This window comes from Halonotius roseus, assembly GCF_006861655.1.
GTDB classification, from domain to species: domain Archaea; phylum Halobacteriota; class Halobacteria; order Halobacteriales; family Haloferacaceae; genus Halonotius; species Halonotius roseus.
In genome coordinates, this window is the sequence record NZ_SESI01000001.1 from 573,335 (window position 1) to 586,300 (window position 12,966).

At 63.4% G+C, this 12,966-nt stretch carries 14 protein-coding genes; 8 read left to right on the forward strand and 6 right to left on the reverse strand.

Features of this window, described 5'->3' with window-relative positions; all coding sequences use genetic code 11:
• Positions 1-103: 103 nt before the first annotated feature.
• The 4 genes from EWF95_RS03075 (at position 104) to EWF95_RS03090 (ending at position 4,106) form a co-directional block, all read left to right on the forward strand.
• Positions 104-1,786, forward strand: coding sequence for a sensor histidine kinase (locus EWF95_RS03075; protein WP_142442591.1), 1,683 nt, complete (start codon positions 104-106; stop codon positions 1,784-1,786).
• 77 nt (positions 1,787-1,863) lie between these two features.
• The gene (locus tag EWF95_RS03080) at positions 1,864-2,895 is read left to right on the forward strand and encodes an AAA family ATPase (protein ID WP_142442592.1); all 1,032 of its coding nucleotides are present in this window, start codon (positions 1,864-1,866) and stop codon (positions 2,893-2,895) included.
• 11 nt (positions 2,896-2,906) lie between these two features.
• On the forward strand, positions 2,907-3,509 hold the full coding sequence (locus EWF95_RS03085; protein WP_221886606.1) for a protein sorting system archaetidylserine decarboxylase: 603 nt from the start codon (positions 2,907-2,909) through the stop codon (positions 3,507-3,509).
• 81 nt (positions 3,510-3,590) lie between these two features.
• Complete coding sequence (locus tag EWF95_RS03090) at positions 3,591-4,106, forward strand: hypothetical protein (RefSeq protein WP_142442594.1); 516 nt, start codon at positions 3,591-3,593, stop codon at positions 4,104-4,106.
• Between the two features lie 44 nt (positions 4,107-4,150).
• Here EWF95_RS03090 and EWF95_RS03095 read toward each other — a convergent pair whose 3' ends face one another.
• Positions 4,151-5,041, reverse strand: coding sequence for a DMT family transporter (locus EWF95_RS03095; RefSeq protein WP_142442595.1), 891 nt, complete (start codon positions 5,039-5,041; stop codon positions 4,151-4,153).
• A gap of 112 nt (positions 5,042-5,153) precedes the next feature.
• Here EWF95_RS03095 and EWF95_RS03100 point away from each other — a divergent pair, with 112 nt between their 5' ends.
• From EWF95_RS03100 to EWF95_RS03110, 3 genes are all read left to right on the forward strand, one after another.
• On the forward strand, positions 5,154-5,786 hold the full coding sequence (locus EWF95_RS03100; protein ID WP_142442596.1) for a hypothetical protein: 633 nt from the start codon (positions 5,154-5,156) through the stop codon (positions 5,784-5,786).
• Between the two features lie 352 nt (positions 5,787-6,138).
• Complete coding sequence (locus EWF95_RS03105; RefSeq protein ID WP_142442597.1) at positions 6,139-6,516, forward strand: hypothetical protein; 378 nt, start codon at positions 6,139-6,141, stop codon at positions 6,514-6,516.
• A gap of 86 nt (positions 6,517-6,602) precedes the next feature.
• A complete protein-coding gene (locus EWF95_RS03110; RefSeq protein WP_142442598.1) occupies positions 6,603-8,030 on the forward strand; it encodes a PGF-CTERM sorting domain-containing protein in 1,428 nt (475 codons plus the stop codon).
• 193 nt (positions 8,031-8,223) lie between these two features.
• Here EWF95_RS03110 and EWF95_RS03115 read toward each other — a convergent pair whose 3' ends face one another.
• A complete protein-coding gene (locus tag EWF95_RS03115; protein ID WP_142442599.1) occupies positions 8,224-8,766 on the reverse strand; it encodes a CDP-2,3-bis-(O-geranylgeranyl)-sn-glycerol synthase in 543 nt (180 codons plus the stop codon).
• Between the two features lie 93 nt (positions 8,767-8,859).
• On the opposite strand from EWF95_RS03115, the gene EWF95_RS03120 reads away from it, so the two are divergent.
• Positions 8,860-9,555, forward strand: a complete 696-nt coding sequence (locus EWF95_RS03120; protein ID WP_142442600.1) for a DUF502 domain-containing protein — start codon at positions 8,860-8,862, stop codon at positions 9,553-9,555.
• 10 nt (positions 9,556-9,565) lie between these two features.
• On the opposite strand, the gene EWF95_RS03125 is transcribed toward EWF95_RS03120, so the two are convergent.
• The 4 genes from EWF95_RS03125 to EWF95_RS03145 form a co-directional block, all read right to left on the reverse strand.
• Entirely contained in the window at positions 9,566-10,015 is a 450-nt protein-coding gene (locus tag EWF95_RS03125; RefSeq protein ID WP_142442601.1) for a hypothetical protein, read from the reverse strand.
• A 77-nt stretch (positions 10,016-10,092) separates the two neighbouring features.
• On the reverse strand, positions 10,093-11,037 hold the full coding sequence (locus EWF95_RS03130) for a branched-chain amino acid transaminase (RefSeq protein ID WP_142442602.1): 945 nt from the start codon (positions 11,035-11,037) through the stop codon (positions 10,093-10,095).
• Between the two features lie 437 nt (positions 11,038-11,474).
• Positions 11,475-12,224: a 3,4-dihydroxy-2-butanone-4-phosphate synthase gene (gene ribB / locus EWF95_RS03140; RefSeq protein WP_142442604.1), complete on the reverse strand. Its 750-nt coding sequence runs from the start codon at positions 12,222-12,224 to the stop codon at positions 11,475-11,477.
• Complete coding sequence (locus EWF95_RS03145) at positions 12,221-12,931, reverse strand: DUF120 domain-containing protein (protein WP_142442605.1); 711 nt, start codon at positions 12,929-12,931, stop codon at positions 12,221-12,223. Before EWF95_RS03145 ends, ribB begins: the two co-directional genes overlap by 4 nt.
• Positions 12,932-12,966 lie beyond the last annotated feature (35 nt).

The following is a 12,966-nucleotide window of genomic DNA, read 5'->3' on the forward strand; positions in this document are numbered from 1 at the left end:
CACGGGGAAAGATGCGTATCACTGTTTTGAAAGATCCACCCCCGGCGAACAGGGGCGCGATGTCCCACTCTTATACGTGGTCGTCCCCTAATGTGGGATCGAGATGGTGGGGGCAGTTGGAACGGGCATCATCGCCGCATCGCTGGCTGCCTGTTTCGGCGCGCTGTACCTGCTGCAGTATCTGTATACCCAGCGAGAGCGGTCAGGTGCCGGCTGGTTCATGGGGAACATCGCCGCTGTCGCCCTGTTTTGTCTCGCCTACGGCGGTGGGTTGCTCATCTTCGAGCCGACGCTCCGGCTCGCACTCGAAGCGGTTGCTGTCGTCTGTGTGGGGTTCATGGGGCCGTTCTTTCTCGCCTTTGGCCTCGATTACACCGGCCGCGGGGATCTGATCCGGACGCCGTTGTTCGGCATCGTCGCCGCCGTTCCGCTGTTGACGGTCGGCCTCGCGGCGACGAACCCGCTCCACCAGCTCGTCTGGAGTGGGTTTCGGTTCGACCCGGTGTTCGGGCTGGCAACGGTCAGCTACACGATCCAGCCGTGGGCTGTGTTCGCGCTGTTGTTCTCGATCGGCACCGCGGCGGTCGGCTCGCTGCTGTTGATCGGGGCGATACTGAGCTACGGCTCGCTGTACCGGCGTGAGGCGATCGCGGTCATCCTGAGTACCGCGCCGCCGTCGGTCGGTGTCCTCGTCTGGCTGTTCGATCTCGGCCCGATCCCACAGCTGCATCTCACCGCGCCGCTCATGCTGATTCACGTCGCCCTCGACGCCTACGCCTTCGTCGGCACGCACATGTTCGAGACCAACCCGGCGACCCAGCGGATGGCCGAGCGGACGGGGCTGGACTCGCTGTCGGATCCCGTGTTCGTCCTCGATACCGAAGGGCAGATCGTCCGCATCAACGACCGCGCAGCCGAGGTGTTTCCGAACGCGGGTACCAACAGCCTCCCGCTGGCCGTTGAGACGGTGCTCGGTGTGGGGTTGACAACGCTGCGTGATTCCGGTGAGCTCACCGTTGGCACCGACGGTGGGAGGACGTTTGCGGTGTCGTACACGTCGTTGACCGATCCGAGCGACACCGCCGTCGGCAGTATGCTCGTGTTGTACGACGTAACTGAGGATCGACAGCGAGAACAGCAGCTGGCGGTGCTCAATCGCGTACTCCGGCACAACCTCCGGAACGAAACGACGGTGATCAGCGGCTACGCGGAGCTGCTTGCAGCCGAGATCGACGACCCCGAGCTGGCGACACAGGCCGAGTGGATCGAGGCCGCAAGCGATCGGCTGCTCTCGATCGGCGACAAGGTGCGAACGTTCGAGAGCGTCCAAAACCGGGAGCGACAGCCGGCCGCTCTCGATCTCTCGACGGTCATCGCCGAGGTCGAGGAGAGCTGTGTCGCCGCCCATGACGACGCGGCGATCGAGTGGACGGTGACGCCGCCGGATCTGGAGCTACACACGGATCCGGTGTTGGTGTCGATGCTGCTCGGCGATCTCGTCGAGAACGCGATCGTCCACGCGGCGGCCGAGCCAACAGTGACCGTGAGCGTCGCCGAGACGGCAGCCGGCGACAGCGTTGTCTTCGAGGTCCGGGATACCAACGATCAGATCCCCGAACAGGAGATCGAAACGCTTCGAGCCGGCGACGAAACGCCGCTCCAACACGGCCAAGGGATCGGGTTGTGGATCGTCTACTGGTGTCTCCAGAAGCTCAACGGCAGCATCGACTTCGAGTACGACGACGGGAACGTGCTCACGGTGACGCTGCCGGAGCTACCGGGGTGAACAAAGGAAAAGCTCGTCGCCGACACACCGCCCGCGTAACCGACCGATTCTTAGGTCATCGGCCCCCAGCGTCGCCAATGGACGCACCGCTGTGGATCGATACCCACGCCCCCGAGTTGGCCGACCTCCCACAGCCGGCGGTACGGGATCGCCTGCAACGAACCGTCGGCGAGCCGATGAACCTCCTGCTACAGGGGCCGCCAGGGGTCGGCAAAACCGCCGCCGCCCGCGCGCTGGCCCGCGAGGTACACACTGATCCCGACGCCGATCTGATCGAGCTCAACGTCGCCGATTTTTTCGGCCGCAGCAAAAAGGAGATCAAAAACGACCCCCGGTTTGCGGGCTTTCTCGACGGCAAGAGCCGGATGGCGAAAGCCGATATGATCAACCACGTGCTCACCGAGTCGGCGAGTCACGCCCCGGTCTCCGGGCAGTTCAAGACGATCCTGCTGGACAACGCCGAGGCGATCCGGGAAGACTTCCAGCAGGCCCTGCGTCGGGTGATGGAACAACACCACCGCACCACGCAGTTCGTCTTTACCACCCGCCAGCCGACGAAGCTGATCGCACCGATCCACTCGCGGTGTTTCCCGGTGCCGATGCGGGCACCGACGACCGACGAGATCATCGATCGCCTCGAAACGATCTGCGACGCCGAGGGCGTCGAGTACGACACCGACGGGCTGGAATTCGTCGCCAGCGCGGCCGACGGCGACCTCCGCAAGGCGATACTCACCGCCCAGACAACCGCCGAACAGGAGGGTGAGCTCACGATGCAAGCAGCCTACGAGACACTGGGCGATATCGGCGACGACGAACAGATCGCCGCCGCCCTCACCGCCGCCCGTAACGGCGATCTCAGCGAGGCCCGCGGGACGCTGGATGACCTGCTGTCGGATGGCGGCTACGACGGCCAGACCCTCCTGAGTGAGTTGCTACGGGTCGCTCGCTCGCAGTCGGCTCTCGACAGCGACGAGATCGCCCGGCTCCACACACTCGCCGGCGCGGCCGACCACGAGCTGAGCGAGGGTCTCGACGACAAACTCCACCTCACCCATCTGCTGGCGGCGTGGGCCGATGGCCGAACTGAGCTTCGGGCGATGGCCTAACCATGCTCCCGATGCTTCCGACCACCGCTGTCGCGCCCGGCGCGTGGCGGTACGCCGCGATCTGCTTTGCGGCCGCCATCGTCGCCGTCGTCGTGTTCCCACCGGGTGCGGCCGTCGCCCTCGCACTCGGCGTCGGCGTGCTGTGGTTTCACCGCGATCCACCCCAGCAGCCACCCGAGTCGGGGATCCTCGCCCCGGCTGACGGTCGGGTGTCGGTGATCCGCGAGGAGGGCAACCGGGTTCGGGTCGGGATCTTCATGAACGTCACCGATGTCCACGTGAATCGCGCGCCGGCCGGCGGCACCGTGCGATCGGTCGATCACCGCCCCGGGGCGTACAAGCCGGCGTTTTCGAAGGATTCCGATCGCAACGAGCGGGTCGTCATCGACTGCGACGACTACGAGGTCGCACTGATCGCCGGCTGGTTCGCCCGCCGGATTCACCCCTACGTCGAGGCCGGCGAGACGCTCACCCGCGGCCAGCGGATCGGCCATGTCTCCTTCGGGAGCCGCGCCGATGTGGTGTTGCCGCCGCGATACGATCGGGAGGACGTGCTTGTCGCCGTCGACGAGGCGGTCACCGCCGGTGAAACACGGCTCGTTGCGACAGCGTGATCACGGCGGCGGGAACAAAAGTCGGTGGACGACAGACTGGGACGGAATTTTATACCGCGGCCGGGTAACAGCAACTGAGTCGTGGACGCAGAGATACTGGGCACCGGGGCGATCGGCGCGATCAGCGTGCCGGACAGCAAACCCCCGATCGAGATCGTCGCCGACGGGCGCGAGAGCGTCGTCCGGGAGTTTGTCACCGACGGCAGCAAGCCACGGGTGTTGTCACGGTACGAAAACCGGCGGCTGGCCGAGCGCGCCGTCCGCAAACAGCTCTCAAACAGCCGGTACCCCTGTGCGCTCGTCTGGGAGACCACACAGAGCGTCGGCGGCCTCCTGTGGAACGACCAGTTCAAACGCCTGCAGGTGACGTACAGTCAGCTGCTTGCGGCGTGGATGGTCGCCCCAGCGACTGACGAGTTCATGTTCTGTGCGCTCGATGACAGCCAACAGGCCTGCCGGTTTGCCAAATCGATCCAGCGGGACTACGAGTTCAAACACCTAGAGATACAGACGAAGGCCGGGGCCACCGATCGGATCATCGACCACCGATTCCTCCGGCAGTCGATCACGGATTCCGGCGTCCAGTTTACGCGGTAGCCGCGTCGTCAATGCAGCAGTGTGTTGCTATGGATACGGTCTAGTCACGCTTGGACGACAAGCAGGATCCCGGCCACGACGACAGCGGTCGCACCACCCAGCTTCCACGTTACCCGCTCGTCAGCCTGCAGGAAGATGGCAGCCCCCGCAACGACAAGCAGCGTACTCGTCCCGAGAACAGGGGTGACGACCGCGACTGGCGTCCGGGCGAGAGCCGCATAGTACGCGCTGAGATACACCGTGTTCGCAACGCTTGCAACGATAAGCCAGCGATTGCCAGCAACTGACGGAACGCGCCCATCACCGACAGCACGCCAGGCGAGATAGAGGCCGAAGCCGACAGCACCAGCCGCGATGCGGATCGTGACGCCAACCATCGGTGGCGTGCCCGTAGCGAGGCCAAGCTTCGTGAAGATCGGATCGATCCCGAGAAAGAGTGCTGCCGTGAGCGGAAACAGCAGATCGACCCAGAGCCGCCGTCCCGTTGCCGTGGTGGGGCTCGTCCGGGCTTCGGTCACGACAGCGAGACTGCCAGCGAGAACCAGTGCGATCCCAGCGAGCAGCTGTGCCGTCAGCTGTTCATCGAGGACGACCACCGCTGCAGCCACCGCGACGAGTGGAAAGAGTGCCTTCAGCGGTTCCGTCCGGCTCGCACCGATCCGAGCGATGCCGACAAAATAACAGACACGGGCGACGAGAGAGCCGAGGATGCCAGCCACAGCAAACGCGAAAAGCGAGTCGAGCGTCACACCGTACTGAGGATATTCGACCACGCCAACGATCGGCACAAGGATGAGCAAATTCACCGCAAACATGACCGCGATAACATCGACAACGGAGTGAGTTCTGGTGCCAAGTCGCACGGCAAGGCTCTGCACTGCCAGCCCGAGGGCCGCCAGCACCGCGAACCCGATGCCGAGCAGTGGAGGAGCCATCTACCGAATGGAAACCGTCCCTATCGCTTGAGCGTTCGGACTACGGCGTTGACGATGCGCAGCGGTCGTGATACGCACCTAGGCTTATCCGTCTCGTCGCACTTTCGGGTGTATGTTCCGTCGGAATCTGCTCCGAACTGGTGCGGCAGTTGGTATCGCCGGTATCGCTGGCTGCACCGGCCAAAGCGACACCGCCGCGTTCACCGACGGGTTCGAAAACAGCCTCGGTGAGTGGGACACCCGGGCGACAATCGGCCCGGAAGTCGAGCTTGAGGACTTTGAGTGGGAGATGGGGATCTCCGACACAGAGGCGATCGAAGGCGACCGTTCCTTGCGAGTGTGGAACGAAGGCGATTACGACGACGGCGTAACGTGGGGTTCCCATCCGATCGCTGTCGAATCTGGACAGGCGTACCGGATCGAGGCGACAGGACAGTTCTGGAGCGAGTCGGAATCGTTCAATACGATCCGTCATGCGGTGATGCGCCTCGGCCCGGAACCCGCGGACGTCGAAGAAGACTTTCCACAACTCGGCGTGAACTCGACCGAGTTCGGAGAAACGCCGTTTGGCGGGCTTCGAGAACCGCTCTGGCTGTCGGATGGCTGGCGGGAGTATAGCTTCGAGTGGACGACACCGGAACTATCGACCGAGACACTCCATTTCGCCGTCGGAACCGCTGTTATTTGGGAGGCTGACGCAACCCACTACATCGACGACCTCTCAGTCACCATCGAGCCACTATGAGAACCTCGTGACCCGGTCAGACTGGAGTAGCAAATACATCGTCGCTGCGGTGTTGCGCCAGCTTGTCGGGTATGCCGCACTCTCAGCGCTCGTTCCACACAGCGATTTTGCTACATCGGTGCCCCGCTCCAGGCCCTTCTAACAGTCCTGTTAGTGCCAGTCGCGCTCATTGCGATCCCAGCCGTTGTGATAGCAGCCGCGTTAGGAGCAGCCCTTGCAGCTGTTGGCCTGCAACCGACGACTGCGTTAGTCCCCTTGGGAACCTGTCCCGTCAGTATCGCCGGTCTATGGGGCTATCGACGGATAGCTAAATACGACGGAGGTTGAAGTGTGGCGTCCACGTAGAAACGACATGAATCGTCGTCAGTTCGTCGCTGTGGCAGCGACCACGTCGCTGGCCGGGTGTATAGGATCATCCGATAGTGAGGAGAGCAGCAGCCTTGCTCTCACCGTCGAAAACGAACGTGCCGATCCGGTGACTGTCACCGTCGTGGTCGGTGATGACGAGGGAACAACGTACGAGGAGGCGTCAGAGCAGATCGATAGCGGCGTCGCCCGTGCATTCGAGGTTCCTGTTGGCACGGGCGGTCGTCACGAGGTGACTGTCTCAGGCGAAGACTGGGAGGGGAAACTGGCGTGGAACGCGGATACCTGCGCGCTCTTCGATGGGACGGTCAGGGTCACCGACCAAAGCGTCGAGGTCGCCGGTGAATGTGTTCAGCAACGGTAGCTGTAGCTGCTGTTTGATCGACGTTTCACAGAGTGGCACTCAGACACGGTGTCGAGTAACACCCAGATCTCACCAACACGTTACACATGAGCGATATGTTTAATCCTTCTAACCGGTTATCTGTATCAATGTCAACCAGATCTGCAAATCAAGGGCTCGCTGTCCGAGCCACATTGCTCGCGGTGATCACGGTTTTTTCCATTATCGCAGTTCCCGTTGCAGGCGCGGCTCCCGCCCATTCGGTACCGGCTGCATCGGCTGATTCGACTACCACCCAATCAGCCACTATCGAGACGGCCCAACTTGCCATCGGTAGTGGCGTACCCATGCAGGTTTCGCCCCCAGCGGTTGAGCGCGACGGTGCCGATGCCATCCTCCAATCCAACGGCCTCTATTGGGCTGGCCAAGAGCTCGCTCTCGCCATCCCTGACTCCGTCAGTGACGTTGATACGATCGAAGTCCGACGGTACAGTAGCGACGATGCACGCGCTGGCTCACTGGTCCGCGAAATCGGGGTTGATGATAGCCGATCGCTGGAAATCCCGACATCCGGACTCGACGGTATGTACGTGCTCGTTCCGGCTGGAGATCGATCACAAGCTTTCAGCGTCGGTTCCGATGGTGTCGCAACCGGTCTTGTTGACCCACGCGATGCGCGCTTCGAAGTTGTAAAGCAATCCCTCCGCGTCGAATGGGGGCAAGATCGGATCACCACCGGTGATGATGATGTCAGCCTTGACATACGCTCGAACCGCGCCCGATACAATCTCAAAGTGAGTGCTGATGGTCTCGACTACGACGACCTTGAGAGCCTCTTCCGATCCGGCGATGCCGAGGATAATCCCGACCCCTACGCTGACCGCCAACCGTTTGCGGTCGACGGGGTTGTCCATGACGCCTACGCCGACGATGATGAACTTGTGCTCCGGGGGCTCCGCGACGACTCGTTGACCGCCGACTTCACCCAGATTGACGCAGGGAGCTACACCTTTATTTTTGAGGTGACTGACACCGGCGTTACCTCCGGGGCACCCGTCGGCGACGAGGAGATGAATGAAGACCCACCTGAAGTCGAACCTGATCCAGCCTTCTTTAATCTGACCGATCTTGAGCCGGCGTCTGCGACCGTCGCGCCAGGGAACCCTCTCACCGTCTCCGCGACGGTAACGAATATCGGTGGTACTGCCGCCACCAAGACTGTTGAACTTCGTATCGACGGCGATCCTATCGCCACCGAAGAGGTCTCGCTTGATCCGGACGAACGTAACACGATCTCGTTTGATATTGAAACACCGGATGAACCCGGTCGCTACATGCATTCAGTCCACACTACTGACACCAGCGTTACCGGTGAACTCACTGTTGAATCCCCCGAAGCTGAGCCTGATCCTGAACCTGAGCCCGATCCAGAATCTGAGCCCGAAACGAACGATGATACACCTGGCTTCGGTGGTATCGTTGCTCTCGTTGCACTTATTTCGGCAGCGTTGCTCATGATTCGCCGCCGTCCCTAACACGGACACGTATCAGTTCCACATCTGAGAATGGTGCGCCGACCACCGTTTGATCGCGTGATCGAAAACAGAACTCTGGCAATCGATACGACCCGCCAAGCCTGACTGCCCCGTTGCTGTATACGCGCTCTCCATCTTGGATGGTACACAGTACGATCACCAACTCGGTCAAGGAACTGAATCCGCGAGGTACCTACCAGGGCTCGTTTTTCGCGCCGATCAGGTAGGCGATGATGTTGGTACCGACGTGGAGAACCGGTGTGGCAACGAGCACCACCGCAAGCACGCCGGGTGTAAACGTCGCTTGGGCCCACCCAGGCGCGGCAACAAACGCGAGTGCAAGCGCGCCGACAACGAAATCAAGCTGATCGAGACCGGGAAACGCCGCCCCGCGGTCGCGGCCGCTCCGGCGTTTGATGAACGAGGCCGCGATATCACCAACCATCGCGCCAGCGGCAAGGCCGAGGGCCGCCGCAGGTGGAAACGTCGGCAGCGAGAATCCAAGCGCCGTCCCGACCGGTGCGGCAACGACGTTGAGTCCGGCCGCGAGGGCGACGCCGACGAGCGTGCCAACGGCGGTGCCGCGCCAGGTTTTGCCGTCGCCGAGCAGCCGGCGATCGCCCCACGTTCGGCCGCCGTCGATCGGGCGGCCGCCGCCGGCGAGGACGGCCGCGTTGTTCGGCACGTAGGCCGGCAGCATCGCCCACAACGCTGTCACGACAAGCCCACCAATCATATCCGAGGGAGGCGGCGGCGGGCGTAAAGACGCACTGATTCGGCTGGCAGGGGGATCCACATGACCTAAGCGTCCACACACCAAGTGGGCTGTATGTCCTCCTGGAAGCGCGATATCGCCAGCGGACTGGTGGTGCTGTTGCCGCTGGGGATCCTGCTATTCGTCCTCAACTATCTCTACGAGCGGATTATCGCCCTCCCGCTGATCAGCACCCTCGATTTCGTCGGGCTGGGCGTGCCCGAGAGCCTCATCCCGCTGGCCCGGATCACCGTCGCACTCGTCCTCATTCTGACGCTGATCCTCGCGGTCGGCTACCTGATGCGGACGACCGCCGGTCGACTCTTCGAGTCGGCGTTGGATGGCGCGATCAACCGCATGCCGGGGCTCCGGGTCGTCTACAACGCGACAAAGCTCGCCGTCGAAACCGCGCTGTCGGGCACCGATGATCTCCAGGAGCCGGTGCGACTCGAAACCTGGCCCGGGATCCGGATGACGGCGTTCAAAACCGGGAAAAAGACACAGGACGGCAAGATTGTGCTCTTTCTGCCGACCGCGCCGAACATCACGACCGGCTTCGTGATGGAAGTCGAGGAGGATCGGGTCGAGGAGACCAACGAAAAGGTTGAGGAAGCCCTCACGCGGGTGTTGAGCGCGGGGTTTGCCGAATCCGCCCACCAGATCCCGGTCGAAGAGGCCGAAAACCCGGCCCGAAGCGACGGCGACACCACCACAACCGTCCGAACCGAGTCCTCGGAGTCGTCGGGTGACGGCACAGCGACCGACAGCTAACGGGGGGTGCTTACTCGAACTCAGTCGGTGGCGATGTCGACGCACGCGCCGAGCGGCGGTGTCGGCGCGCGACGACGAGACCGACGACCGCGGCGGTGAGCACTCCGGCGGGGAGGGCGGCTACGAGGATCGCGGTTGCGAGGCCAACAGCCTGTGTCATCGCCACGGCCAGCGTCAGTCCGCTGCCGCCGACAAACCCCGTGATGGCGGCCGCCGTGACCGAGAGATTGCGGCGCGTTCGTTCGCTTACCTGACCGGTGTTTCGTCGCTCCGCCCGGGCGGCGAGCCGAAAGAAGACCAGCGGAACAGCGGCGACACCGGCGACAACACCGGCCGGCACGCCGATCATGAGCGATGGCCAGACGTACGCTGTGAGCCCCTCGGTGACGGCGACCGTGACGCCAAGAAAGACGAAAACACCGACAACGACGCTGACGAGGGATCTTGCGAGTCGATTCATACAAACGGGAAACCCGCTGGAAAAATAACGATGGCGGCGCGTGCGACTGTGTCGATCAGTCGTCGTTGTCGACCGGCTCAGAGGTAGGTGAACCAGTCGTCGTGGGCGTCGGTTTTCCGTTCGACGAGATCGAAGAACGCTGACTGGATCTCCTCGGTGACGGGACCGCGGTCGCCGTTGCCGATCTCGACGTTGTCGACCTTGCGGATCGGGGTAACTTCGGCGGCCGAGCCGGTAAAGAAGAGCTCGTCGGCCGTGTTGAGCTCGCCGCGGCTGATCGTCGCCTGATCGTGGACGGTGTAGCCGCGTTCGCGGGCCAGCGTGATCACGGTATCGCGGGTGATCCCATCGAGGATGCTCTGGGAGAGCCCCGGGGTGTAGATCTCGCCGTCGCGGACGAGAAACAGATTCTCGCCGGGGCCCTCGGCGACCTGGCCCTCCTTGTTGAGGACGATCGCCTCGGCGTAGCCGTTGCGCCGGGCTTCCTCGCCGGCCAGCAGGCTGTTGACGTAGAGGCCGGTCGTCTTGGCGTTGGTCGGGATCTGACTGGAGGCGTGTTTGCGCCACGACGAAACCATGACCTCGATCCCGTGTTCGAGTGCCTCCTCGCCGAGATACGCGCCCCACGGCCAGGTGGCGACGGCGACATCGGTCGGGCAGTCGTCGGGGCTGACCCCGAGGCTACCGTAGCCGAAGTAGGCGATCGGGCGGATGTACGCGCTGTCGTGATCCTGCCGGCGGAGGAGTTCGAGGGTTGCCTCGGTGAGTTCCTCGCGGCTGTAGGGGATCTCCAGCTCGTAGGGTTTCCCGGAGGCGAAGAACCGATCAAGGTGTTCCTCCCACCGGAAGATCGCGGTGCCGTTGTCGGTATCGTAGGCACGGGCCCCCTCGAAGATCCCCGTCCCGTAGTGGAGGCCGTGGGTGAGGACGTGGATCGTCGCGTCGTCCCAGTCGACGAACTCGCCGTTCTGCCAGATCGTCTCGATATCGCCCGCCTCGCGCATCTCGTCGAAGGATGCCATTGCTACCCTGAACCTTCGGCTACCGATTCTTAACAGTTTGCAACCAACGATCGATACTGTTCAGAGTGCGATTGGATCGAGAACACCTCGAAAGCCCCGAGTCGCTCCGGTCGAAGGCCTCGCTGCGCGCCTCGCTCACTGTGTTCGCTACGGTGCTTGCGTCGGCCGTCTTCCCGGAGCGACTCCCCCCTTTCAGTCCCACCCACGTTGGCAGGCCAAACAGTCGCAGTTGGGTGGGACTGAAAGGGGCCGGCGGGTCGGCGAACCCGGACGATGCAAGCACCGCAGGAACGAGCGGAGCGAGTGACGAGGAGCGCAGCGAGTCCCGGGAGCCGAGACGCCGGGGGCTTTCAAGATGGTTCCAATTTCACCGGCTTATCTAAACACGGCCCAACGATCGAAACAGCTGCTCTCGCCACAGCGCGAGTAGCCAGCGGCTACCCCAGTCGCTCCACCAGCGACGATCCCTCAACGTAGACAAGGTCGTTGCGCGCCGCGTAGGCGGCCGCGTCGGTCGGCGACAGCGCGGCCCCGGTCTCGTCGTCGAGCATCTCACAGACGACAACCGCCGGCGGTAGATCAGCTGCCTCGGCGAGGGCGACCCCCAACTCGGTGTGGCCGACCCGCTCGGCCAAGAGATCCGGTGCTGCCCGCAGCAGGTGGACGTGGCCGGGGCTGCGGAACTCAGTGGCGAAAGTCTCGCCGTCGTAGTCGGCGGTCGCCGCAGCCGCGCCGAGCTCGCTGATCGTTTGCGCCCGGTCGCGGTCGGTGATCCCCGTCTCGGTCGCCCGGTGGTTGACCGTGATCGAAAACGACGAGCGGTCGTCGTAGCTCAGCTCGTGGTTCTCGGTCGCCGGATGATTGAGGGCCTCCTGAAGGAAGGGGAGGTCGAACCGCTCGGCGACGCTGTCAGCGAGGGCGACACAGACGAGCCCGCCGGCGTCGTTGCGGAGTCGTCGCACCGCCGCGGGGTCGACCGCGGTCGCCGGATAGACGATGTCGGTTTCGCCCTCACGGTCAGCGAAATCGTGGATCAACACCGGCTGGCCCGCACGGAAGGCGTCGATCGCGGCGTCGGCGTCGCCATCGAACTGTGTCGTCTCGGCAACATCGCCGTTCGTCTTGACAGCGTCGGCAGCATCGGCCTGGTGAGTGTCGCTGTCGGCGTCAGCGGTTGGTGGGCTCATTCGAACTCCGCCTCCGCGACGTGAATGGCCAACATCTCGCCGTCGTCGAGATCGAGCTCGTCTCTGAGCTTGACCGGGGCGATCAGTTCGAGATTTTCCTCGTCGTGGTGGGTGCGGTCGGGGACGATGATATGGGCGGGCTCGAAGGCGCGGCCGTCGCGTTCGACCGTCGCCGGATAACAGGTCGCCGCGCCGTAGGTGCGGTCGTCATCCTCCCAGCTATCGATCGGTACCGATGCCTGCCCCGGGAGGTCGGCCCGGGCGTGAACACTGGCGGTATCAAGTTCGATGTTGAGCGTGCCCGGGAAGGGCGTGTAGCCGAGGCGGGACTCGAACTGGCGTTCATACCCTGGCAGCGAGATATAGTGTTTGCCCTCGCCCATCCCCGTTGTCACCGTGCCGGTGAGCGTCAACTCCGTCGGCGACTCGAACAGTTGGCGGTAGTCGGCGTACTCCGAACGAAGGGCTCGCTCGCCGTCGTCGGTGATCGAGACAAGCTGGCCGTCGGTGACCCGCTCGCGGTCGAGATAGCCACCGGCCTCAAGTGCCTGCAAACGGCGGGAGGCGGTCTGTGTCGAGGCATCGAGGCGGTCGCCAAGGCCGCTACAGGAGACTGGCACTGACCCCGTGAGCCCGCCGTCGAGAGCGACATGCTTCAACGCGAGCAGTTCGTCGTGGGTGAGACCCCCCGCGACCGATTCTGACATAGATTGAGAAAGGTGATCGAGTGGGATAAGAATAT